Annotated in this window: 21 protein-coding genes; 16 read left to right on the top strand and 5 right to left on the bottom strand. The window is 64.1% G+C overall.

Annotated elements, in window-relative coordinates:
- Window positions 1-29: 29 nt before the first annotated feature.
- Window positions 30-1,214 carry an ABC transporter substrate-binding protein gene (locus GQA94_RS04095; protein WP_158186872.1) on the bottom strand — a complete coding sequence of 395 codons (1,185 nt, stop codon included), beginning with the start codon at window positions 1,212-1,214 and terminating at the stop codon, window positions 30-32.
- 180 nt (window positions 1,215-1,394) lie between these two features.
- Between GQA94_RS04095 and GQA94_RS04090 the strand changes: the two genes are divergently transcribed.
- The 6 genes from GQA94_RS04090 to GQA94_RS04065 all read left to right on the top strand — a co-directional run bounded on the left by GQA94_RS04090 (window position 1,395) and on the right by GQA94_RS04065 (window position 5,300).
- Window positions 1,395-1,793 carry a nuclear transport factor 2 family protein gene (locus GQA94_RS04090; RefSeq protein WP_158186871.1) on the top strand — a complete coding sequence of 133 codons (399 nt, stop codon included), beginning with the start codon at window positions 1,395-1,397 and terminating at the stop codon, window positions 1,791-1,793.
- A 200-nt stretch (window positions 1,794-1,993) separates the two neighbouring features.
- Window positions 1,994-2,194 (top strand): DUF1127 domain-containing protein, encoded by a 201-nt coding sequence (locus GQA94_RS04085; RefSeq protein WP_158186870.1) that lies wholly within the window; start codon window positions 1,994-1,996, stop codon window positions 2,192-2,194.
- 106 nt (window positions 2,195-2,300) lie between these two features.
- Window positions 2,301-2,618 (top strand): DUF2388 domain-containing protein, encoded by a 318-nt coding sequence (locus GQA94_RS04080; protein ID WP_158186869.1) that lies wholly within the window; start codon window positions 2,301-2,303, stop codon window positions 2,616-2,618.
- Window positions 2,619-2,705: 87 nt separating this feature from the next.
- Window positions 2,706-2,999, top strand: coding sequence for a DUF2388 domain-containing protein (locus GQA94_RS04075; protein ID WP_158186868.1), 294 nt, complete (start codon window positions 2,706-2,708; stop codon window positions 2,997-2,999).
- A 25-nt stretch (window positions 3,000-3,024) separates the two neighbouring features.
- On the top strand, window positions 3,025-3,345 hold the full coding sequence (locus GQA94_RS04070) for a DUF2388 domain-containing protein (protein ID WP_158186867.1): 321 nt from the start codon (window positions 3,025-3,027) through the stop codon (window positions 3,343-3,345).
- On the top strand, window positions 3,342-5,300 hold the full coding sequence (locus GQA94_RS04065; protein ID WP_158186866.1) for a DUF4105 domain-containing protein: 1,959 nt from the start codon (window positions 3,342-3,344) through the stop codon (window positions 5,298-5,300). Before GQA94_RS04070 ends, GQA94_RS04065 begins: the two co-directional genes overlap by 4 nt.
- Window positions 5,301-5,585: 285 nt before the next feature.
- On the opposite strand, the gene polA is transcribed toward GQA94_RS04065, so the two are convergent.
- Window positions 5,586-8,330: a DNA polymerase I gene (gene polA, locus GQA94_RS04060; protein WP_158186865.1), complete on the bottom strand. Its 2,745-nt coding sequence runs from the start codon at window positions 8,328-8,330 to the stop codon at window positions 5,586-5,588.
- Between the two features lie 76 nt (window positions 8,331-8,406).
- Here polA and GQA94_RS04055 point away from each other — a divergent pair, with 76 nt between their 5' ends.
- The 3 genes from GQA94_RS04055 (at window position 8,407) to ppnN (ending at window position 11,381) form a co-directional block, all read left to right on the top strand.
- Window positions 8,407-8,688 carry a DUF2782 domain-containing protein gene (locus GQA94_RS04055; RefSeq protein WP_158186864.1) on the top strand — a complete coding sequence of 94 codons (282 nt, stop codon included), beginning with the start codon at window positions 8,407-8,409 and terminating at the stop codon, window positions 8,686-8,688.
- Window positions 8,689-8,716: 28 nt separating this feature from the next.
- A complete protein-coding gene (locus GQA94_RS04050; RefSeq protein ID WP_158186863.1) occupies window positions 8,717-9,667 on the top strand; it encodes a homoserine kinase in 951 nt (316 codons plus the stop codon).
- A 340-nt stretch (window positions 9,668-10,007) separates the two neighbouring features.
- Complete coding sequence (gene ppnN / locus GQA94_RS04045; protein WP_158186862.1) at window positions 10,008-11,381, top strand: nucleotide 5'-monophosphate nucleosidase PpnN; 1,374 nt, start codon at window positions 10,008-10,010, stop codon at window positions 11,379-11,381.
- A 188-nt stretch (window positions 11,382-11,569) separates the two neighbouring features.
- Here the strand turns inward: ppnN and GQA94_RS04040 are convergent, their stop codons facing one another.
- The 3 genes from GQA94_RS04040 to GQA94_RS04030 form a co-directional block, all read right to left on the bottom strand.
- Window positions 11,570-12,274: an NrdJb gene (locus GQA94_RS04040; RefSeq protein WP_158186861.1), complete on the bottom strand. Its 705-nt coding sequence runs from the start codon at window positions 12,272-12,274 to the stop codon at window positions 11,570-11,572.
- Between the two features lie 50 nt (window positions 12,275-12,324).
- Window positions 12,325-14,475 carry an adenosylcobalamin-dependent ribonucleoside-diphosphate reductase gene (locus GQA94_RS04035; protein WP_158186860.1) on the bottom strand — a complete coding sequence of 717 codons (2,151 nt, stop codon included), beginning with the start codon at window positions 14,473-14,475 and terminating at the stop codon, window positions 12,325-12,327.
- A 197-nt stretch (window positions 14,476-14,672) separates the two neighbouring features.
- Window positions 14,673-15,701 (bottom strand): zinc ABC transporter substrate-binding protein, encoded by a 1,029-nt coding sequence (locus GQA94_RS04030; protein ID WP_233270215.1) that lies wholly within the window; start codon window positions 15,699-15,701, stop codon window positions 14,673-14,675.
- Window positions 15,702-15,768: 67 nt separating this feature from the next.
- On the opposite strand from GQA94_RS04030, the gene zur reads away from it, so the two are divergent.
- From zur to GQA94_RS03995, 7 genes are all read left to right on the top strand, one after another.
- Entirely contained in the window at window positions 15,769-16,254 is a 486-nt protein-coding gene (gene zur, locus GQA94_RS04025; RefSeq protein WP_158190021.1) for a zinc uptake transcriptional repressor Zur, read from the top strand.
- On the top strand, window positions 16,251-17,021 hold the full coding sequence (gene znuC / locus GQA94_RS04020) for a zinc ABC transporter ATP-binding protein ZnuC (protein ID WP_158186858.1): 771 nt from the start codon (window positions 16,251-16,253) through the stop codon (window positions 17,019-17,021). Before zur ends, znuC begins: the two co-directional genes overlap by 4 nt.
- Window positions 17,022-17,283: 262 nt before the next feature.
- Window positions 17,284-18,072, top strand: a complete 789-nt coding sequence (znuB, locus tag GQA94_RS04015; RefSeq protein ID WP_158186857.1) for a zinc ABC transporter permease subunit ZnuB — start codon at window positions 17,284-17,286, stop codon at window positions 18,070-18,072.
- Window positions 18,073-18,126: 54 nt separating this feature from the next.
- On the top strand, window positions 18,127-18,633 hold the full coding sequence (locus tag GQA94_RS04010; protein ID WP_158186856.1) for a M48 family metallopeptidase: 507 nt from the start codon (window positions 18,127-18,129) through the stop codon (window positions 18,631-18,633).
- A gap of 190 nt (window positions 18,634-18,823) precedes the next feature.
- Window positions 18,824-19,846 (top strand): methionine ABC transporter ATP-binding protein, encoded by a 1,023-nt coding sequence (locus GQA94_RS04005; protein WP_158186855.1) that lies wholly within the window; start codon window positions 18,824-18,826, stop codon window positions 19,844-19,846.
- Window positions 19,846-20,511, top strand: coding sequence for a methionine ABC transporter permease (locus tag GQA94_RS04000; protein ID WP_158186854.1), 666 nt, complete (start codon window positions 19,846-19,848; stop codon window positions 20,509-20,511). The genes GQA94_RS04005 and GQA94_RS04000 overlap by 1 nt, the downstream gene beginning before the upstream one ends.
- A gap of 93 nt (window positions 20,512-20,604) precedes the next feature.
- Window positions 20,605-21,378: a MetQ/NlpA family ABC transporter substrate-binding protein gene (locus GQA94_RS03995; protein WP_158186853.1), complete on the top strand. Its 774-nt coding sequence runs from the start codon at window positions 20,605-20,607 to the stop codon at window positions 21,376-21,378.
- Window positions 21,379-21,411: the final 33 nt, after the last annotated feature.

Below are 21,411 nucleotides of genomic sequence, written 5' to 3'. Positions count from 1 at the left end.
CCGCGCTAGCACCGAAGCGGCTGCATCGGTCAGGGTTGCAGGGGGACGATCTGGCCGTCGACGAAGTGGGTGAACAAATAGTCCTCCGGTCCCAGGGCGTCGTGCTGATCGGCTGTGAACGGCTTGCTGTACTGCTTGATCAGTCCGTCGTGCTGCTCGATGGCGTAGAAACCCTCACGGACCTCGCTGCCCTTCACGGAGCCGGCGTTCTCGATCGCCTTCGCGACCAGGTGCATGCCGTCGTAGGCATTGGCGATGCCCACCGCGGGCGTCACGTCTGCCAGCGTCTTGATTTCGGGGTAGCGCTTTTTCAGCGCCGCCATGACCGCATCGCCCTTGCCGCTGTTCTGCTCGCCGAACACATAGGTCTGGATGAAATGCACACGGCTGGCGTTGGGGCCCGCCAGTTCGCTGAAGCGACCGCCGGCCGGCCCCCAGTGGGAGATCACCGGTACGTCCCAGTTCATGCGGTCGAGCGATTTGACCACCTGAGCCGATGGCCCGACGTTGCCGACCATGAGCAGCGCATCCGCGCCAGCGTTCTTCAGCCGGGTCAGCTGGGGCACGACATCGAGATCGCTGTCCTCGATCCGCTCGATCCCGGCGTACGGCATGCCGCGCTTTTCCAGCGCCGCGCGCAGGCCCAGTTCGTTGGACTCACCCCAGGGGTTGTTCACCAGAATCATGCCCGGCTTCTGCATGCCCTGCTTGCTGACGCCATATTCGACCAGCGCCTCGTCGACCAACTCGTCGACTGCCGAAACCCGAAAGACGTAGTTGTCCTTGGCGCCATTGCGAGTAATGCCCGTGCCAGCGGCCCAGACGCCCATGAACGGGACTTCGAGTTGATTGGCCAGGGGTACGATGGCCAGCGATACCGGCGTATCCAGCCCACCGAACAGCACGGCCACCTTCTCCCGCTGGATCAGTTCGCGCGCCGCCAGCATCCCTTTGGCGGGGTTGCTCTCATCGTCGCGACGTACCAGCTCCACGGGGCGTCCGAGAATGCCGCCTGCCGCGTTGAGTTCGTCGATGGCCACGTTCAGGCCGCGCGTCAGCGCCTCGCCGGATTTGGCCGACTGGCCGGAAAGGGCCGCAACCAGCCCGATCTTGATGGGCTCCTCGGCGTGAACCGGTGCGAGCAGAAAGAGCCCGAAGGCGGCCGCAACGGCCTTGGACCACCGCCGAAGCAAGGGCTTGGATAGCTGTGACATAAGGCGACACTCCAGATAGCTAGCATTTGTACGATCTTTGCTAGCAAAGTGGATGCCATAGGCGAAAGCCATGCAAAACCCGCCATTTGGCGCGGCAATCGTCGCAAGGGCGCACGCTTTTCGTGCGCTCGCGCACCGATTGCTGGCAACCACCCGAGATATCCCCGCAGAGGATCGAGAATGAAATTCGAAAACAACGCCGTCCAGATTGTCAGCGATTTCCTGGACGCATCCATGGCGCCCGACCCCGTCAAGGCCGCCACCTTCATGTCGCCCGACGTGCGCATCACGTTCACGGGTGGCCGCGTGATGCCGAGCGCCCAGGACATCACCGCGTTCAACGCCAATCGCTATCGCTGGGTGAAAAAACAGCTGGGCCCGTTCGACTGGACCGAGCATGACGATTACACCGTCGTGTATTCCAACGGCACCCTGTACGGGGAGTGGCCCGACGGCAGCAGTTTTTCCGGAAATCGCTATCTGGATCGCTTTGAAGTTCGCGCGGGCAAGATCACCCGCATGGACGTGTGGAACGACAGCGCCGAATGGCTGCTGAGCCCTTCGATCGCAAAACCCTGACACCCGCGTCCCTAGCCGTGGGCCATGATGCCAAGCGAAAGCGGGCAAACAGTTCAGCCAATGGAGCAGCAGTACAGTTGGCTACCGTTCGCAACTGAACCGGCACAATCCAGAGTCCCTGTGACTGTTGCGCAACAGCGCGGCGCGCGACGCTATATGCCCATCACCCATGCCCGCCAACGCGCGGGAAGGAGAGGCACATGGAGCGCGTTCTGCCCCGCTCGCTCACGCTCGGTACCGGTACGCTGTCGCTGCGCCGGTTATTCCAACTGATGCGCCTGTGGCGTCAGCGTGTTCGTACGCGGCGCCAGTTGGCAGCGTTGGACGATCACCAATTGTCGGACATCGGCGTCAGCCGCAGCGATCGCATGGCTGAGCTGGCCAAGCCCTTCTGGCGATGAAATCGTGCTTCCCAGCCGAGGCCGCTCGGCCTAAGCTGAACGGCGTCACCCGTCGGGCGGTCCAAGCGGCTGTCGGCGGGAAGCCGCGTTCAGCCTGGAGAAGCCTATGAAAACCTATCTGTTGTCCATTGCCGCCGCTGCCTGCCTGGTGGCAGGTACCGCCTCGGCCGGAAGCATCACCGGGACCATCGACGCCATTGGCGCCTCGCTGGTCAACACCGTCGAAGGCACCTCCGACATCACCTCCAACCTTGGTGACGACAAGCTGGTACTCGACGCCCGTGACGACGCGGCCCGCTTCGTTGCCAGCAACGGCGAAACACGTGGCGCCCAGCTCGAAGCCGCGCTGGGGCACATCCGCAGCCAGGCACCCGCCCTGCAAGCCAGCGACCTGGAGCTGGCCAGCGCCATACTGGCGCTCTGACCGCGACGCTGCGTCCCGGCCTCCGCACTGGCCGTCGGGCTAGCGTTTCGCTAGCCTATGCGGCTGTTTTTCCGTACCGGGATCCACATGCGCTCGCTCTACCTTGTATTCGCTGGCTGCTGCTTCTGTGGCAGCGCGCAAGCATTCGACACCACGCTCGCCGGCACCGTCGCCTCCAGTTATGTCGCAAGCCAGGTGACGAGCGCGCCCTTCGACAACAAGGTGATTCGCGATGCGCGTGACGATGCGGCCGGCTTCGTGGCCAGCCACGGTGAGGTCCGCAACGCGCGACTCGAAGCCGCACTGCGCTGGCTGCGCGAACATCAGCCGCAGCTGGCCGCAAGCGACCGGGAACTGGCCGAAGCGATCCTCGTCCAATAGCCCACCCGTATTCACGAGAACCTTCATGAAACCTACGCTGTTCGCCGTGCCGTTCGCACTGGCCCTGCTCGCCGGTGGCGTCCAGGCACAAACCCTGGTGGCCACCAGTAACATCGTGATCAATGCGCTGGACCGAAGCATCAACTTCACCTCGGATGTCACCAGTCGCATCAGCGACATGAAGGTCGTCAGCGAAGCCCGTGACGATGCCGCCGGATTCGTTGCCAGCGCTGGCGAAATCCGCGGCGCGCGGCTGGAAGCCGCCTTCAACGGGCTGCGCGACGCGTTTCCAGAAACGCGTCAGGCCAGCGACCTGGCACTGGCTGAACTCATCCTCGCGCAGTGAGATCACCACGCGCCTGGTGGGCAGTCCTTGCGCTCACCGCGCTCGCCAATTCGAGTCAGGCCGAGCTGCGGCTGACGCTGCACCACAGCGATCTGCAACCGGCCGAGCAGGCTGCCAGCCAAGCGTTGCTGGACGAAGCCATGGCCGCGCTGCCGCCGCGGATCATCGAGCGGCTCGACCGCAACGTCCGGGTTCGCTGGCATGATGGCCTGACACACGATGTCTATGGCAGCGCGGGCGGCGACCTCGTGTTGCTCAACCGACGCCTGCTGCCTGCGCTGACCGATGGCTCGGCGGCCACCCAACGCACCGATCGCCCGCACGGCAGCGTTCGCCGTGAACTCCTGGCCACGCTGATCCACGAAGTCGGACACCTCTACGACCGCGCTCGACTCTGGCCCACCGAGGACCGCCAGCAATGGGCCTTCTGCGGCCAGCGCGCCGCCAGCCTTGGCGCAGTCGGGCTGCCGGACCTGTGCCGGGGGCAAACCGAACGCCGCTTCACCTTGAGCGATGACCCACGCCTGCTGGACCTGGCCGGCTGGCCGCAGCGTGTCGGACGGCGCGGCGAACGGGAATCCATCAATGCCCAGGCCGCGCGCAGCCCGGACCCCTACGAACTGACCAGCCCGCTGGAATTCGTCGCGGTGAACCTCGAGTATTTCCTGCTCGACCCCAGCTACGCCTGCCGGCGTCCAACGCTGCACCGCTATCTGCGCGAGCATTTCGACTGGCAACCGGCGCAGGTCGACGATTGCGTCGCCGGCCTGCCAATCCTCAACGCCGGTCACGACTTTGCCCGCACGCCGCTGGTCGAACTCGATCCCCAGCGGGTCTACGAGGTCGACTACCTGTTCGCGGAGGCGAATGACGCCTGGGTCAGCCGCTGGGGACACAGCATGCTGCGCCTGGTCATCTGCGCACCGGGCCGGCCACGCGGGCCCGAGTGCCGGCTGGATCTGGATCATCACCTGGTGCTGTCGTTCCGCGCCTTCGTTGGCGATGTGCAGCTGTCCAGCTGGGACGGCCTGACAGGCGTCTACCCGTCACGCCTGTTCGTCCTGCCGCTGGCTCAGGTGATCGACGAGTACACCAAGGTCGAGCTGCGCAGCCTCGCCTCGATCCCGCTCAAGCTGCAGCGCAACGAGATCGACAGGCTGGTCGAACGCAGCGCCGAGATGCACTGGAGCTACGACGGGAACTATTACTTCCTGTCCAACAACTGCGCCGTGGAAACCCTCAAGCTGCTGCGCAGCGGCACCGCGCGACCGGAACTCAACGCGCTCGACAGCATCCTGCCCAGCGGCCTGCTGGACATTCTGATCAATCGCGGCGTGGCCGACGCCAGCGTGCTCGACGATCCGCGTGAGGCCCTGCGCCTGGGTTATCGCTTCGATTCATACCGGGACCGCTACCAGGCCATGTTCGCCGTGCTTCGCGAGCGCCTCGGTCTGCCGCAGGCGGATGTCGAGCAGTGGTTGGCGCTCGAAGCCGAGCAGCGCCGCCCATGGATAGCGCAGGCCGACCTGCGTGCCAGCGCGGCACTGCTACTGGTCGAACAGGCCGCCCTGCGCCGGCACCTGCTGCTGGCTCAGGAGGAGCTCAAGAAGCGCTACCTGAGCGGTCGCGATAACGGCGACACGAGCCTGGCCAAGGCCGACGAAACCCTGCAGGGCATCCTCGCCAACAGCGGCTATCTCAGCCGTCCGGCCGAGCTGCTCGATGGCCGCGGCTACGGCCTGCCGCAGGCCCGCGAATGGCAGCGTCTGGAGCAGGAGAGCAGTCAGCGCCAGGCGCGGCTCATGCAACTCACCGAGACGCTGAACGAAGAAGTCCGCTCCTTGCTGGGCGATGCGCGGCGCCATGAGCTGGAAAGCGTGGAAGCCAACCTGGCGCAAATCGGCAGCCACCTGCGCGGCCTGCACAAAGCCGGGGGCGGTCTGCAACTGCCCTGATCGCGGCCTCGCGATGGGCGGCGGCTTTTCTCGGGGCGAAAAAAAACCTCGAACTTCGTTGGGGGAGGGGGAAGTTCGAGGTCCAAATCCGGACCGCTAGGGCGAGGTCCAGAGATCTGCCAACACTTAACACAACAAGGAGCATCGAAGGGCTTTTACACCCTTCGTAGCCTCAGACCGCCTGTCGGGTCCCGGAGTTCAGTCGAAACTGAAAAATATTTTCGATTGCCTCCCAGCCGCCGTCCCATGTGCGTCACAAGGGCGCCCTGCGCGGTCCCGAACGGCTTAATGCGCCTCGTCCCAGTTGTTGCCGACGCCTGCCTCGACCAGCAGCGGAACGTCCAGCTCGGCAGCCTGGCTCATCAATGGGCAGATGCGTGCCTGAACCTCGTCCACCAGATCGTCGCGTACCTCGACCACCAGTTCGTCGTGCACCTGCAGGATGACCCGCGCATCCAGTCCGCTTTGCTGGAGCCAGTCATCGACGCTGATCATGGCGCGCTTGATGATGTCCGCGGCGGTGCCTTGCATCGGTGCGTTGATCGCGGTGCGCTCGGCGGCCTTGCGCATCGCGCCGTTCTTCGAGTTGATCTCGGGCAGATACAGCCGGCGCCCGAACAATGTCTCGACATAGCCCTGCTCGGCCGCCTGGGCACGGGTGCGCTCCATGTAGGCAAGCACACCGGGATAGCGCGCGAAGTAGCGGTCGATGTAGGCCTGCGCCTCACCGCGGGCGACGTCGATCTGTTTCGCCAGGCCGAACGCGCTCATACCGTAGATCAAGCCGAAGTTGATCGCCTTGGCGCTGCGACGCTGGTCGGTGCTGACCTGCTCCAGAGGCACACCGAATACCTCGGCCGCAGTGGCGCGGTGCACGTCCAGGTCATTCTGGAAGGCATGCAACAATCCGGCGTCCTGAGCCAGATGGGCCATGATGCGCAGCTCGATCTGCGAATAGTCGGCGGCCATTAGCTTGTAGCCCGGAGCCGCAATGAAGGCCTGTCGAATGCGTCGGCCTTCAGCGGTGCGGATCGGGATGTTCTGCAGGTTCGGGTCCGAGGAGGATAGCCGCCCGGTCGCGGCCACTGCTTGGTGATAGCTGGTGTGGATGCGTCCGGTGCGCGGATTGATCTGCTGCGGCAGCTTGTCGGTGTAGGTGCCCTTGAGCTTGCTCAGGCTTCGGTGCTGCATGATCACCTTGGGCAGCGGATAATCCCGCTCTGCCAGCTCGGCCAGCACGCTCTCGGCAGTCGACGGCTGGCCGCCCGCTGTCTTCGACAGTACCGGGCATCCAAGCTTGTCATAGAGAATCGCGCAGAGCTGCTTGGGCGAGCCGAGGTTGAACTCCTCCCCGGCGATGTCGAACGCTTCGCGCTCGAGCTGCATCAGTCTGCCGCCCAGTTCGACGCTCTGCTGGCCGAGCAGTTGCGCGTCGACCAGCGCGCCATTGCGCTCGATGCGCGCGAGCACGGGCACCAGCGGCATCTCGATTTCGTTCAGCACCTTGAGCAGCGACGGCGTGGCCTGCAGCTTGGCCAGCAGGTTCTGGTGCAGGCGCAGGGTGACGTCGGCATCCTCGGCGGCATAAGGCCCCGCCTGTTCGATGGCGATCTGGTCGAAGGTCAGCTGCTTGGCCCCCTTGCCGGCGATATCCTCGAAACGGATGGTGCCCCGCCCGAGGTATTTCAGCGCCAGGCTGTCCATATCGTGGCGGGTGGCCGTGGCGTCGAGCACATAGGATTCGAGCATGGTGTCGTAACACATGCCGCGCATCTCCACGCCGTAATGCATCAGCACGTTCATGTCGTACTTGCCGTGCTGGCAGATCTTCAGCTTGCCCCGGTCTTCCAGCAACGGCTTGAGCGCGGCGAGCACGGCGTCGCGGTCGAGCTGCTGCGGCACGCCCATATAACTGTGGCAAAGCGGCACGTACGCGGCCTCGCCCGCCTCGATGGCGAACGAGACGCCCACCAGCTGCGCCTTCTGGGCATCGAGGCTGGTGGTCTCGGTGTCGAAGGCGAAGCAGTCGGCGGCCTGCAACCGCGCCAGCCAGCCGTCGAATTCAGCCTGCTCGAGTACTGTGCTGTAACGCGCCTCGGCCTGGATCGAGCAGCCTTCGGGCTGCACCTCGCAGTGCTCGCCCGCCGCCTTGGCTTCGCGCAGCAGCTCGTCGAGCCAATTCTTGAATTCAAGCTCACGGTAAAGCGCAATCAGTGCCTCGCGATGAGGCTCGCCCGGCATCAGGTCGGCAACCTGCACATCCAGCGGTACGTCGATCTTGATGGTCGCCAGCTCATAGGACATGAACGCCGCCGCGCGGTGTTCCTCGAGCTTGACGGCCAGCGACTTGGCCCCACGGATCGGCAGCTCGCAGACTTTGTCGAGGTTCTCGTACAAGCCCTTGAGGCCACCGGCTATGCCGTTGAGCAGGCCGCAGGCGGTTTTTTCACCGACGCCCGGCACGCCCGGGATGTTGTCCACCTTGTCGCCCATCAACGCCAGGAAATCGATGATCAGCTCGGGGCCGACGCCGAACTTGTTCTTCACGCCGTCGATGTCATAAACGCTGCCGGTCATGGTGTTGACCAGCGTGACGTGCGGGCAGACCAACTGCGCCATGTCCTTGTCGCCGGTGGAGATGATCACGTCGCGCCCAAACGCCGCGCATTGCCGTGCCAGCGTGCCGATCACATCGTCGGCCTCGACGCCATCGACACACAACAGGGGCATGCCCAGCGCACGCACGCTGGCATGCAGCGGCTCGACCTGGCTGCGCAGGTCATCCGGCATGGGCGGGCGATGCGACTTGTATTCGGCGAACAGGGTGTCGCGAAAGGTCGGCCCCTTGGCATCGAAGACCACCGCGAACGGGCTGTCCGGGTACTGCCGGCGCAGCGCCAGCAGCATGTTCAACACGCCTTTCACCGCCCCGGTAGGCTTGCCGGTGGAGGTGGTCAGCGGAGGCAGTGCGTGGAACGCGCGATAGAGGTAGGACGAACCGTCCACCAGAACGAGGGGCGCTTGGCTCATGAGCAGGATCAACCTTTTCGGCGGGCCCGCGGCTAGAATGCATCGGACCACTTGACGACAAAGGGACAAGGTTATCATGCGTGCGATCAAACCTCTGATGTTGGCCAGCCTCCTGGCGCTTGTGCCGCTGACCGGTTACGCCCAGGAATCGGTAGAAGGCGAACCCGACGTGACCATCCGCCAGGAAGGCGAGCGGACCGTCGAGGAATACCGTGTCAACGGCTTCCTCTACGCCGTGAAAATCATCCCGAAGACCGGCAAGCCGTACTTCCTGGTGCGCGCCGATGGGGACAACAACTTCATCCACGCCGACAAGCCCGATATGCTGATTCCGGCCTGGCAGATCTTCAGCTGGTAACCCAGCCACGACATAACGGAAGGCACTCATGTCGGTATTCACGCCGCTTCAACGCGAGGAGCTGGAGACCTTTCTGGCGCCCTACCGCCTCGGGCGTCTGCGCGACTTCGAGGGGATCGCCGCCGGCAGCGAGAACAGCAATTTCTTCGTCAGCCTGGAGCAGGGCGAGTACGTCCTGACCCTTGTCGAACGGGGGCCGACGCAGGACCTGCCGTTTTTCATCGAGCTGCTCGACGTGCTGCACCGTGCACGTCTGCCGGTGCCTTACGCCCTGCGCACCGAGCGCGGCGAGGCGCTACGCACGCTGGCGCAGAAGCCGGCGATGTTGCAGCCACGACTGCCGGGCAAGCACGTCGCGGCGCCCAACGCTCATCACTGCGCCGAAGTGGGCCGGTTGCTGGCGCGACTGCACCTGGCGACCCGCGACCGGATCATCGAACGCCGCAGCGACCGCGGGCTCGACTGGATGCAGGCCGAAGGCCCCAGCCTTGCCATGGCGCTACCCGACGACCACCTGCCCCTGCTGCGCGACGGTCTGGCGGAAATCGCCGAGCTGAAACCGAAAATCCTCGCGCTGCCGCGTGCCAATCTGCACGCAGACCTGTTCCGCGACAATGTGCTGTTCGAGGGCAGCCACCTGACCGGCGTGATCGACTTCTATAACGCCTGCTCCGGGCCAATGCTCTACGACATTGCCATCTCGGTAAACGACTGGTGCTCGCACCCCAACAGCGAACTCGACGAAGATCGCAGCCAGGCGCTGCTTGCCGCCTATTCCAGCCTGCGCCGTTTCACTCCAGCCGAAGCCGAGCTGTGGAAACCCATGCTGCGCGTCGCCTGTGTGCGCTTCTGGCTGTCGCGCCTGATTGCGGCACACAACTTTGCCGGCCAATCGGTACTGATCAAGGACCCGGATGAGTTCCGCCGCCTGCTCGGCGCTCGCCAGCATTGCCACAGCGTGCTCCCGTTCGCGCTGTAGACCGTCCGTCCGGTCGCGCCAACTGACGACACCGGTACGCCATCGGCCAAATACCGTTCGAGCGATGGATAATCGCGGCCGTTCGCGGTCGAAGATCATGGCAGCGAGGATTATGCGAGGCCGAGGAACGTTTCTGCGTTCGCGGCGTCAAGAAGCCCCGCCCGTGCGTTGCAACGGCTGCGGTAAGATGGCGACCTCACCCTGCTGCGACGGCGGACCAACGGCGGCGTCGCGCTGCCCGACCCTTGCAATCATGCGCCCTGGCCGACCTGGGCGTATCACCTCCTGATGCACCTGGACCTGCCTGGCTCGGTAGCATTGTTTTCAGGGAAAAGAACGAATGACTTCACGCTACGTAATCAATGCCTCGGTAACCCCCAAGGGCAGCCTGGAAACGCTGTCCCAACGGGAAGTGCAACAACTCAGCGAAGCCAGCTCCGGCAGTACCTACACGCTGTTCCGCCAGTGCGCCCTGGCGATCCTCAACACCGGCGCGCGGATCGACAACGCGAAAACCATCCTCGAAGCCTATGACGACTTCGAAGTGCGCATCCATCAGCAGGACCGTGGCGTACGGCTGGAGCTGCTCAATGCTCCGGCCGATGCGTTTGTCGATGGCGAAATGATCGCCAGCACCCGCGAAATGCTCTTCAGCGCGCTCCGGGACATCGTTTACACCGAGAGCGAACTGGGTAGCGCCCGCATCGACCTGAGCAGCTCGCAGGGCATCACCGACTACGTCTTCCACTTGCTGCGCAACGCCCGCACGCTGCGTCCGGGCATCGAGCCGAACATGGTGGTGTGCTGGGGCGGGCACTCGATCAGCACCGAGGAATACAAATACAGCAAACGTGTCGGCCATGAGCTGGGCCTGCGCAATCTGAACGTCTGTACCGGCTGCGGCCCGGGCGTGATGAAAGGCCCGATGAAGGGCGCGACCATCGCCCATGCCAAACAACGGATTCTCGCCGGTCGCTACCTGGGCCTGACCGAACCGGGCATCATCGCCGCCGAGGCGCCGAACCCGATCGTCAACGAACTGGTGATCCTGCCGGATATCGAAAAACGCCTGGAAGCCTTCGTCCGCGTGGGCCACGGCATCATCATCTTCCCGGGCGGCGTCGGCACAGCGGAAGAATTTCTTTACCTGCTGGGCATCCTTCTGCACCCGGATAACCGCGACGTGCCCTTCCCGGTCATCCTTACCGGCCCTGAAAGCGCGGCGCCCTACCTGCAGCAGTTGCGCGAGTTCGTCGGCGCGACGCTGGGCGAGCAAGCGCAGCGGCTTTACCAGATCGTCATCGACGACCCGACCGAGGTCGCGCGCCAGATGGTCGAGGGACTGAAGGCGGTCAAGCAGTTCCGCCGCGAGCGCAACGACGCGTTCCACTTCAACTGGTTGCTCAGGATCGAAGAAGGCTTCCAGCGACCGTTCGATCCGACCCACGAAAACATGGCCAACCTGCAACTGACCCGCGACGTGCCGCCTCATGCACTGGCGGCGAACCTGCGCCGGGCGTTTTCAGGGATCGTGGCGGGCAACGTCAAGGACAAGGGCATTCGGCGCATCGAGGAATATGGCCGCTACGAAATCCATGGCGATGCGGCGATCATGAAGCCGCTCGACGAACTGCTGCAGGCCTTCGTCGTACAGCATCGGATGAAACTTCCCGGCGGCCGCCCCTACGTACCGTGCTACCGCGTGGTGACCTGAAACGTCGCCCCACGCGCCAGCACCGTGGGACGTTGAGCGCGATCCAGGACGGTGAAATACACTGGGTCATTTAGGCGGGATCGAGCTTATTCGCTGTCGCTTGCGCCGCTTACAAAGCAGCGCAAGCGGCCTGCCAGAGGCTTGTCCTGCCTGCAGGCGAGCCTGACTTCAGGCTTGCACGCCTGCGATCAGCCGCACTTCGAGTTGCCGCAATTGAGGCAGGTGGCGCAGCCATCCATCTGCACCACGGCCTGGGTGTTGCACTTGTTGCACAATTGCGCGCCTGCCGGAAAGCCTTCGCCCGGCTCCACCGCCACCGCACCCTGGCTGGCCTCGTAGGCGGCGCGCTTCTCGGCCAGGTATTTCAGCTGGGTTTCGTCCAGCGCATGGCCTTCGAGCATGCCGATGGCAATCAGGTGACGCTCCAGCACGCCGCCAATCTCAGCGACGATGGACGGCATATAGATGCCACCCTTCTTCAGATAACCACCACGCGGGTCGAACACCGCTTTGAGTTCCTCCACGAGGAAGGTGCAGTCGCCGCCCTTGCGGAACACCGCCGACATGATCCGCGTAAGCGCGACGATCCACTGGAAGTGATCCATGTTCTTGGAGTTGATGAAAATCTCGAACGGTCGGCGCTGCTCGTGCGGGGTGCCCGCATTGAGCACAACGTCGTTGATGGTCACGTAGAGCGCATGCTCGAACAATGGCGATTTGATCTTGTAGGTCATGCCGATCAGCGTTTCCGGGCGTTGCAGGCTTTCGTCCATTTCCACGACGGTGGCCTTGCTCGCGCTGTGGGTGTTGCTGTCAGCCGCTACGGCTGGGCGTTCGAGCGTTTCGTCGACAACCTTGAAGCCCTTGATGCGCTGGGTAATCTTGACGGTCATTACAGGTTCTCCGTCCGGGCGACACCTGTCGCCCGGCTATCAGTCGGGGCTCAATACTTGCCGTAATAGCCTTCTTTGAGGGCGTCGAACAGGTTGGCGGCGGAATTGACCTCGCCGTCGTATTCGACTTCTTCATTGCCTTTGAGCTCGACCACGCTGCCATCCTCGAGGATGAAGCGGTACAGGGTCTTTTCCAGGTCCGCTTCCTTGACCAGCACGCCCTGGAAGGCCGCCGGGTTGAAGCGGAACGTGGTGCAGCCCTTCAGGCCCTGCCGCCAGGCATAACGGTAAATGTCCTTGAACGCCTCGAACGGGTAGTCCGTGGGTACGTTGGCGGTCTTGGAAATCGACGAGTCAACCCACTTCTGCGCAGCCGCCTGAATGTCGACATGTTGCGTCGGGGTGATGTCGTCGGCTGTGATGAAATAGTCCGGCAGCTGCTGCGCCGGGTCGCTCGAACCCGGCTGCGCCCTGGAATTGATCAGGGTGCGATAGGCCAGCAACTCATAGCTGAACACCTCGATCTTTTCCTTGGCCTTGCGTCCGGGACGAATCAGGTTGCGCGAGTAGTGATGCGCGAAACTCGGTTCGATGCCGTTGGAGGCGTTATTGGCCAGGCTCAGGCTGATGGTGCCGGTGGGTGCGATAGAGCTGTGGTGGGTGAAACGCGCGCCCTGCTCGGCCAACTGGTCGATGAGTTCGGGGGCGTACTCGGCAACCCGCTGCATGTAGCGCGAATACCTGGCGTGCAATACGCGTCCCGGCACCTGGTCACCGATCTTGTAACCGTCTTTCTTCATCTCCGGGCGTTTACGCAGCATCTCGGCGGTCACTTCGAAGGTTTCGGTCAGCAGTGGCGCCGGGCCTTTTTCCTTCGACAGCTCAAGGGCGACTTCCCAGCCAACCAGCGCCATTTCACGCGCGACTTCTTCGGTGAACACGCAGGCTTCGGGACTGCCGTAACGCAGCTTGAGCAACGTCAGCGCCGAGCCCAGGCCCAGGAAGCCCATGCCGTGGCGGCGTTTACTCTCGATCTCGTGGCGCTGCTGTTCCAGCGGCAAGCCGTTGATCTCCACCACGTTGTCGAGCATGCGGGTGAACAGGCGCACCACTTCGCGATACTTGTCCCAGTCGAAGCGGGCATCGACGCCGAACGGATCGACCACGAAGCGGGTCAGGTTGATCGAGCCCAGCAGGCAGGAGCCATAGGGCGGCAGCGGTTGTTCGCCACAGGGATTGGTGGCGCGGATCGCTTCGCACCACCAGTTGTTGTTCAGCTGATTGACGCGGTCGACGAGGATGAATCCCGGCTCGGCGTAGTCGTACGTGGAGACCATGATCATGTCCCACAGGTGCCGCGCCTTGACCCGACCGTAGATCTTGCAGGCCACCAGGCCGTCCTTGCGGACGATGTACCCGTCGTGGCTCGGCCACTCGCGCCAGACCACTTGCGCTGGATCGTCGAGGTCGAGCTCGGCCTTCTCCTTCAGGTGCAACGGGAAGACCAGCGGCCAGTCGGCGTCACCCTCGACCGCCTGCATGAACTCATCGGTGATCAGCAGACTGAGGTTGAACTGACGCAGCCGACCGTCCTCGCGCTTGGCGCGGATGAATTCGCGCACATCGGGATGGCCCACGTCGAAGGTGCCCATCTGCGCCCCGCGCCGACCGCCCGCGGAGCTGACGGTGAAGCACATCTTGTCGAAGATATCCATGAACGAGAGAGGCCCGCTGGTATGCGCGCCGGCCCCCGAGACGAAGGAGCCGCGCGGACGCAGCGTGCTGAACTCGTAGCCGATGCCGCAGCCGGCCTTGAGCGTCAGCCCGGCCTCGTGGACCTTGCCGAGGATATCGTCCATCGAATCGGTGATGGTGCCCGACACGGTGCAGTTGATGGTCGAGGTGGCCGGCTTGTAGTCCTGCGCGCCGGCATTGGAAATGATCCGTCCGGCGGGAATGGCCCCATTGCGCAGCGCCCAGAGAAAGCGCTCATACCACTGCTCGCGCTGCTCGGTCGGCTCGACCTCGGCCAGCGCGCGCGCCACCCGTTGCCAGGTCGCATCGACGCTGTCGTCGATCGGGGCGCCGTCCTTGCTGGTCAGGCGGTACTTCTGCGCCCAGATATCTTCGGAGGCTGCCTGCAAGGCGATGCCGGAAGTGCTTCTGCTCTCTGCCGCGATGGGCCCGTCCGTCTTCGCCATGCGCTGCGCATCCTCGTGTCGATGGTGGGGAAACCGAAGCACGAAGCTTATGCCAAGAGCATCGAAAGCTTCCATGACAGATATCAATCAGCTGTTACCGACGCATAGAAAACCCGCATTCCGGATCGCTGGAGGCGCCGACTCCGCTCACTGCCGGGCGGCTAACGAGGGTGCAGCCGCCCGTTGGCTACCGGCCGCTAGAGCGACTCCAGGCACTCGGCAAGAGCGGTCCCCAGATTTTCGATCAGTTGCTCGTAACCCGTCGCATCGGTCTCGACGCCATGCCCCATGGGGTCCAGTTCGGCCACCTTGGCCGGCAGGCCTCGGACAAGGCTATCGGCCAGGCGCGGGCGCATCGGTGGCTCATGGAATACGCAACTCGGGCCGGCCTGTTCCAGACGCTGGCGCATGTCGGCCACGTGCCGGGCGCCGGGCTGGGCCTCGCCACCGGCACTGAATACGCCGGTGTGCTCGAGGCCATAGGCCGCCTCGAAATAGTCGTAGGCCTCGTGGAACACGAAAAAGGGCTGGCTGCTGACCGCGCCCAGCCGCTTGCGCAGCCGCGAATCGAGGGCCTCCAGGCGCTGGCTGAACGCCTCGAGGTTGGCGCGATAGCGCGGCGCATTGGCCGGATCGGCGGCGGCCAGGTCTTCGGCCATCCGGGCGGCGATGATTCCAGCATTCGCCGGCAGCAGCCAGAGGTGCGCGTCGAGACTGCCTGGACGGTGGGCGTGATCGTGCCCGGCGTGGCCCGCCGCTGCGGGCGCGTCATGGGCTTCATGCCCGGCGTGCGCCCCGTGTGCGTGGTCGTCGTGGCCCGCATGCGGGTCATCGCTTGCGTGGTCGTCGTGGTGTTCATCCTGATGGGAATCGGCGTGTCCGCCGCCGAAATGACGCAGCGTCAATCCGGGCAGAGACTGCACGGCGAGGGTCGGCCCTTTGCGCCCGTTGAGCATCGGCTCCAGGAAACCTTCCATATCCGGTCCGATCCAGTAAAACAGGTCGGCGCTGCGAATGTGCCGTACGTCGGATGGTCGCAGGGCGTAGTGATGGGCCGAGGCGCCAGCCGGAAGCAACACCTGGGGTTCGTCGACACCCTGCTGAACGGCCGCGGCAATCAGTTGCAGCGGCTTGATACTGGCCAGCAGATTCACCTCTGCGCGGGCGGGCGCGCTACCCAGGAAGAAGGCGGTCAACAGCAATGGCAATGAAAAAAGACGGAACACGGGCAACACTCGGCTGGACTGAATGGGTAACATAATAACGTCTCTGTGCTACCTCGTCTCGCTGCCCATGTCGAACACACCGCTGGCCTGTACCCCCCATGACCACCGTCACTGCGTCAGCAGCGCGCTGGCGGAAGCCGATACGCTTTGCGAACGCGCCGGCGTGCGCCTGACTACCTTGCGCAAACGCGTGCTCGAACTGGTCTGGCAAAGCCACAAGCCGCTCGGTGCCTACGACATTCTTGCCGAGCTGAGCACTCAGGACGGCCGCCGCGCCGCACCGCCGACCGTTTATCGAGCGCTGGATTTTCTCCTGGAGAACGGGCTTGTCCACCGCATTGCCTCGCTCAATGCCTTCATCGGTTGCAACCATCCGGAGCATCCTCACCAAGGGCAGTTTCTCATTTGCCGCAACTGTCACACCGCCATCGAGCTGGAGCAGGCCACTGTCAGCGCAGCCATCGACCACGCGGCGCGCAGCGTCGATTTCCAGGTAGAAGGCCAGACGGTGGAAGTGGTCGGCCTTTGCGCCATATGCCGGAGCGCGGCATGAGCGAGGCGCTGATCCGCCTGGATGATATCCATGTGCATTTCGCCAAGCAGGTGGTGCTCGAAGGGGCCGACCTGCGCGTGCATTGCGGCGAGATCGTTACCCTGATCGGCCCTAACGGGGCCGGCAAGACCACGCTGGTACGCGCCGTGCTCGGCTTGTTGAAGCCAGACAGCGGGACGGTCTGGCGCAAGCCGAAGCTGCGGGTCGGCTATATGCCGCAGAAGCTTCATGTCGATCCGACCCTGCCGCTCTCGGTGCTGCGCTTTCTGCGCCTGGTCCCTGGCGTGGATCGCGCCGGCGCCCTGGCGGCGCTGGAGGAAGTTGGCGCCGAGCAGGTGATCGACAGCCCGCTGCAGTCCGTATCGGGTGGCGAGATGCAGCGCGTGCTGCTGGCCCGCGCACTGCTGCGCAAGCCGGAGCTGCTGGTGCTGGACGAGCCGGTCCAGGGCGTCGATGTCGCCGGGCAGGCCGAGCTCTACCGATTGATTGGCCGACTGCGTGAACGCTACGGTTGCGGCGTGCTGATGGTGTCCCATGATCTGCACCTGGTGATGAGCGCCACCGATCAGGTGGTCTGCCTGAATCGCCACGTGTGCTGCTCAGGCCATCCGGAGCAGGTCAGCACCGATCCGGCCTTCGTCGAGCTGTTCGGCCAGGACGCACGCAGCCTCGCGGTCTATCACCACCAGCACGACCATAGCCATGACCTGCACGGCAGCGTGGTGACCGGCAAATCCCATGTTCACGGTCCCGGCTGCAAGCATTGACGGGCCGGTCGGTGTTTCGATGCGCCCTCGACGGGGCCGGCCTTGCCGTGTGGCCAGGGAAGAGGAAAAGACCGTTGTGGTCCAAGGAATGCGATGAACAATGCTGCGCTTCGTCCGAACCAGCCCATCCGGAACGGTTACGCGGCAGGCGACGCCAACCATCCCAGGCGCGGGGCCTGATATCAGGCCTTGCGCCCCACGCCTGACCGCGCCATTCGCTGCGTCTGCGCGGCACGTACCGAGGTATCGATAGGCTTCAGATATGCCCGACTTTCTTCTCAACGCGTTGCTTGCCGGCCTTGCGCTGGCGCTGGTGGCCGGCCCGCTCGGCTCATTCGTAGTGTGGCGGCGCATGGCCTATTTCGGCGATACCCTTTCGCACTCCGCGCTGCTTGGCGTGGCGCTCGGCCTGATGCTGGAGGTCAACCTGACCCTGACGGTCATCGTGTGCTGCGTGCTGCTGGCCGTTCTGCTGGTCACGCTGCAGCAACGCCAGCCGCTGGCTTCGGACACCCTGCTCGGCATCCTCGCGCACAGCACCCTGTCCCTCGGCCTGGTATCGCTGAGCTTCATGCAGGACGTCCGCATCGATCTGATGGGTTACCTGTTCGGTGACCTGCTGGCGGTCAGCCCGACCGATCTGGCCTGGATCGTCGGTGGCAGCGCGCTGGTGCTGCTGGCCCTGATACCGTTGTGGCGACCCTTGCTGGCGGTGACCGTGCACGAAGAGCTGGCGAGGGTGGAAGGGCTGCCGGTCGCGGCCATCCGGCTGGCGCTGATGCTGCTGATCGCCATGGTCATCGCCGTGGCGATGAAGATCGTCGGCGTTCTGCTGATCACTTCGTTGTTGATCATTCCGGCCGCGGCGGTCCAGCGCCACGCCCGCACGCCGGAGCAGATGGCCGCTGGCGCCAGCATGCTGGGCCTGCTGGCGGTCTGCATGGGGCTGACGCTGTCCTGGTTCAAGGATACGCCGGCAGGGCCTTCGATCGTGGTGTCGGCGGCCGCGCTGTTCCTGCTGAGCTTCGCCTGGCGCCGCCGCCCGGGCTGACACCGGGCGATCGCAGCCGGCTCGACCCCTTCAGCGACTCCAAGGCAGACAGACATGAACAGCGCCGCCTCCCTGCGTTATCTGCAAGGTTACCCGGACCCCTTGCTGCAACAGGTCCGTCAATTGATCGCCGATGGGCGGCTGGGCGACTACCTCCAGCGTCGCTACCCGCAGCGTCATCAGGTACAGAGCGACAAGGCACTGTACGGCTACGTCCAGCAGTTGCGACAGGCCCATCTGAAAAACGCACCCGGCATCGACAAGGTGCTGTATGACAACCGCCTGGACCTGACCCACCGCGCGCTCGGCCTGCACACTGCCGTATCGCGGGTCCAGGGCGGCAAGCTCAAGGCGAAGAAGGAGATCCGCGTCGCCGCCCTGTTCAAGGAAGCGGCGCCCGAATTCCTGCAGATGATCGTCGTCCACGAGCTGGCGCACCTGCGCGAAAGCGATCACAACCGCGCCTTCTACAAGCTCTGCGAGCACATGATGCCGGGCTATGCGCAAACCGAGTTCGACCTGCGCTGCTACCTGCATTGGCGTGAGCTGCAAAACGCCTGATACGTGCGAAACCCGTCGCGCCAGGATTCGACCGCGCAACGCTCGATAGCCGGGCCGCGCTGGGGCCACGCTCCGGTGGCGCGTCTCGAAACCTGCCAGCTTCGCTACGCCGACGGGCCGCAAACGCGTAGAATGCCTACCTTTGGCCGAATCATCCGGCTGTTTGACGACGCACCCACAAGGTTCGCCCGTGATCGAATTTCACCAAGTCCATAAGACCTACCGGAGCACCGACCGCCGCGATGCCGGCCGCGAGATTCCCGCGCTCAAGCCGACGCAGCTGGAGATCGGCGCCGGGGAAGTGTTTGGCCTGATCGGCCACTCCGGTGCTGGCAAGAGTACGCTGCTGCGCCTGATCAACCGCCTGGAAGAACCCTCGGGCGGACGCATCCTGGTCAACGGCGAGGATGTCACCGCACTGGACGCCGACGGCCTGCGGCGTTTTCGCCAACGTGTCGGGATGATCTTCCAGCACTTCAACCTGCTGATGTCCAAGACCGTGGCCGACAACGTCGCCATGCCGTTGCGCCTGGCCGGCAGCTATTCACGCAGCGAGATCGATAGCCGCGTGGCCGCCCTGCTCGAGCGCGTCGGCCTCAAGGAGCACGCCCGCAAATACCCGGCGCAGCTGTCGGGTGGGCAGAAGCAGCGCGTCGGCATCGCCCGGGCACTGGCCACCGAGCCGGACATTCTGCTCTGCGACGAAGCCACCAGCGCGCTCGACCCGCAGACCACCGCCTCGGTGCTGCAACTGCTGGCCGAAATCAATCGCGAGCTGAAGCTGACCATCGTCCTGATTACCCACGAAATGGACGTGATCCGCCGCGTCTGTGATCGCGTGGCGGTGATGGACGGCGGCGAAATCGTCGAGCAAGGGCCGGTGACCGAGGTCTTCCTGCACCCCCAGCATCCCACCACACAGCGCTTCGTTCTCGAAGACGAGGCCGTCGACGAAAGCGAACAGCGCGACGACTTCGCGCATGTACCGGGCCGTATTCTGCGCCTGACGTTCCAGGGCGAGGCCACCTACAAGCCGCTGCTGGGCACTGTCGCGCGCGAAACCGGGGTCGATTTCAGCATCCTTTCCGGGCGCATCGACCGAATCAAGGACACCCCCTACGGCCAGTTGACCCTGGCGCTGGTCGGCGGCGACATGGCCGCCGCGCTGGCCCGTCTGGATGCCGCTGACGTGCATGTGGAGGTACTGCGCTGATGGAAGCCCTGCTGGCAAACGTCGACTGGTACGAAATCTGGCTGGCGACCCTCGACACCCTGCTGATGCTCGGTGGCTCGCTGTTGTTCACCATCCTGTTGGGCCTGCCGCTGGGCGTGCTGCTGTTCCTCACCGGCCCGCGTCAGCTGTTCGAAAATGGCCCGCTGTACGCCTTCCTTTCGTTCGTGGTCAACGTGCTGCGTTCGTTGCCGTTCATCATTCTGCTGATCGTGATGATTCCCTTCACGGTGTTGATCACCGGCACCTCGCTGGGCGTCGCCGGAGCGATCCCGCCGCTGGTGGTGGGCGCCGCGCCGTTCTTCGCGCGGCTGGTGGAAACCGCCCTGCGCGAGGTCGATCGCGGCATCATCGAAGCGACCCAGGCGATGGGCGCCAGCACCCGGCAGATCATCTTCAATGCACTGCTGCCCGAGGCGCGCCCGGGCATCATTGCCGCGATTACCGTGACGGCCATTACGCTGGTGTCCTACACCGCGATGGCCGGGGTGGTCGGTGCGGGCGGTCTTGGCGATCTCGCGATCCGCTTCGGCTATCAGCGCTTCCAGACCGACGTTATGGTAGTCACCGTAATCCTGTTGCTGGTGCTGGTGCAGGTACTGCAGAGCGTCGGTGACAAACTGGTCACTCATTTTTCTCGTAAATAACGGCCTAACCGGCAGGAAACGAGCGGGTCTGGCGAGCCATCGCTCGCGATGTTTCCAATCACAGATGTTCGTCGAATCAGACAGGAGCTTTCCATGAAAAAACTGCTTGCCGCCTTTGCCGCTGTTGCGGCGTTCTCCGCCCAGGCCGCCGACGAGCTGAACGTCGCCGCCACCGCCGTTCCGCACGCGGAAATACTCGAGTTCGTCAAACCCCAGCTGGCCCAGCAGGGCGTCGACCTCAAGGTGAAAGTATTCACCGACTACGTGCAGCCCAACGTCCAGGTCGCCGAGAAGCGCCTGGATGCCAACTTCTTCCAGCATCAGCCCTACCTCGATGAATTCAACAAGGGCAAGGGCACCGAGCTGGTCAGCGTCGCCGGCGTGCACATCGAGCCTTTCGGCGCTTATTCGAGTGAACTGAAGTCGCTGGACGAGTTGCCAGACGGTGCCACCGTGGTCATCCCCAACGACGCCACCAACGGCGGCCGGGCGTTGTTGCTGCTGGCCAAGGCCGGCGTGATCACCCTCAAGGACGGTGCGGGCATCACCGCGACGCCGAAAGACATCGCCGAAAATCCAAAGCACATCAAGATCCGTGAGCTGGAAGCCGCCACCCTGCCGCGCGTACTGACCCAGGTCGACCTGGCGTTGATCAACACCAACTACGCGCTGGAAGCCAAGCTCAACCCCACCGAAGACGCGCTGTACATCGAAGGCAGCGACTCGCCCTACGTGAACATCCTTGTTGCCCGTCCGGACAACAAGGACAGCGATGCCATGCAGAAGCTCGCCCAGGCCCTGCACAGCGACGAAGTGAAGCAGTTCATCAGCGAGAAGTACCAGGGCGCCGTCGTCCCGGCGTTCTGATCGTCAGCCCGGCAACACCAAGGCCCGCCATGT

The sequence above is a fragment of the Stutzerimonas stutzeri genome, assembly GCF_009789555.1.
Lineage (GTDB): Bacteria > Pseudomonadota > Gammaproteobacteria > Pseudomonadales > Pseudomonadaceae > Stutzerimonas > Stutzerimonas stutzeri_R.
The sequence above is the reverse complement of the archived record's forward strand: the minus strand, read 5'-3'. Positions and strand labels throughout refer to the sequence as shown.

What these genes read in the sequence shown, in the direction of transcription:
- GQA94_RS04095 (WP_158186872.1), bottom strand. Translation starts at nt 1,214, where the DNA reads ATGTCACAGCTATCCAAGCCCTTGCTTCGGCGGTGGTCCAAGGCCGTT.
- GQA94_RS04090 (WP_158186871.1), top strand. Translation starts at nt 1,395, where the DNA reads ATGAAATTCGAAAACAACGCCGTCCAGATTGTCAGCGATTTCCTGGAC.
- GQA94_RS04085 (WP_158186870.1), top strand. Translation starts at nt 1,994, where the DNA reads ATGGAGCGCGTTCTGCCCCGCTCGCTCACGCTCGGTACCGGTACGCTG.
- GQA94_RS04080 (WP_158186869.1), top strand. Translation starts at nt 2,301, where the DNA reads ATGAAAACCTATCTGTTGTCCATTGCCGCCGCTGCCTGCCTGGTGGCA.
- GQA94_RS04075 (WP_158186868.1), top strand. Translation starts at nt 2,706, where the DNA reads ATGCGCTCGCTCTACCTTGTATTCGCTGGCTGCTGCTTCTGTGGCAGC.
- GQA94_RS04070 (WP_158186867.1), top strand. Translation starts at nt 3,025, where the DNA reads ATGAAACCTACGCTGTTCGCCGTGCCGTTCGCACTGGCCCTGCTCGCC.
- polA (WP_158186865.1), bottom strand. Translation starts at nt 8,330, where the DNA reads ATGAGCCAAGCGCCCCTCGTTCTGGTGGACGGTTCGTCCTACCTCTAT.
- GQA94_RS04055 (WP_158186864.1), top strand. Translation starts at nt 8,407, where the DNA reads ATGCGTGCGATCAAACCTCTGATGTTGGCCAGCCTCCTGGCGCTTGTG.
- GQA94_RS04050 (WP_158186863.1), top strand. Translation starts at nt 8,717, where the DNA reads ATGTCGGTATTCACGCCGCTTCAACGCGAGGAGCTGGAGACCTTTCTG.
- ppnN (WP_158186862.1), top strand. Translation starts at nt 10,008, where the DNA reads ATGACTTCACGCTACGTAATCAATGCCTCGGTAACCCCCAAGGGCAGC.
- GQA94_RS04040 (WP_158186861.1), bottom strand. Translation starts at nt 12,274, where the DNA reads ATGACCGTCAAGATTACCCAGCGCATCAAGGGCTTCAAGGTTGTCGAC.
- GQA94_RS04035 (WP_158186860.1), bottom strand. Translation starts at nt 14,475, where the DNA reads ATGGCGAAGACGGACGGGCCCATCGCGGCAGAGAGCAGAAGCACTTCC.
- zur (WP_158190021.1), top strand. Translation starts at nt 15,769, where the DNA reads ATGTCGAACACACCGCTGGCCTGTACCCCCCATGACCACCGTCACTGC.
- znuC (WP_158186858.1), top strand. Translation starts at nt 16,251, where the DNA reads ATGAGCGAGGCGCTGATCCGCCTGGATGATATCCATGTGCATTTCGCC.
- znuB (WP_158186857.1), top strand. Translation starts at nt 17,284, where the DNA reads ATGCCCGACTTTCTTCTCAACGCGTTGCTTGCCGGCCTTGCGCTGGCG.
- GQA94_RS04010 (WP_158186856.1), top strand. Translation starts at nt 18,127, where the DNA reads ATGAACAGCGCCGCCTCCCTGCGTTATCTGCAAGGTTACCCGGACCCC.
- GQA94_RS04000 (WP_158186854.1), top strand. Translation starts at nt 19,846, where the DNA reads ATGGAAGCCCTGCTGGCAAACGTCGACTGGTACGAAATCTGGCTGGCG.
- GQA94_RS03995 (WP_158186853.1), top strand. Translation starts at nt 20,605, where the DNA reads ATGAAAAAACTGCTTGCCGCCTTTGCCGCTGTTGCGGCGTTCTCCGCC.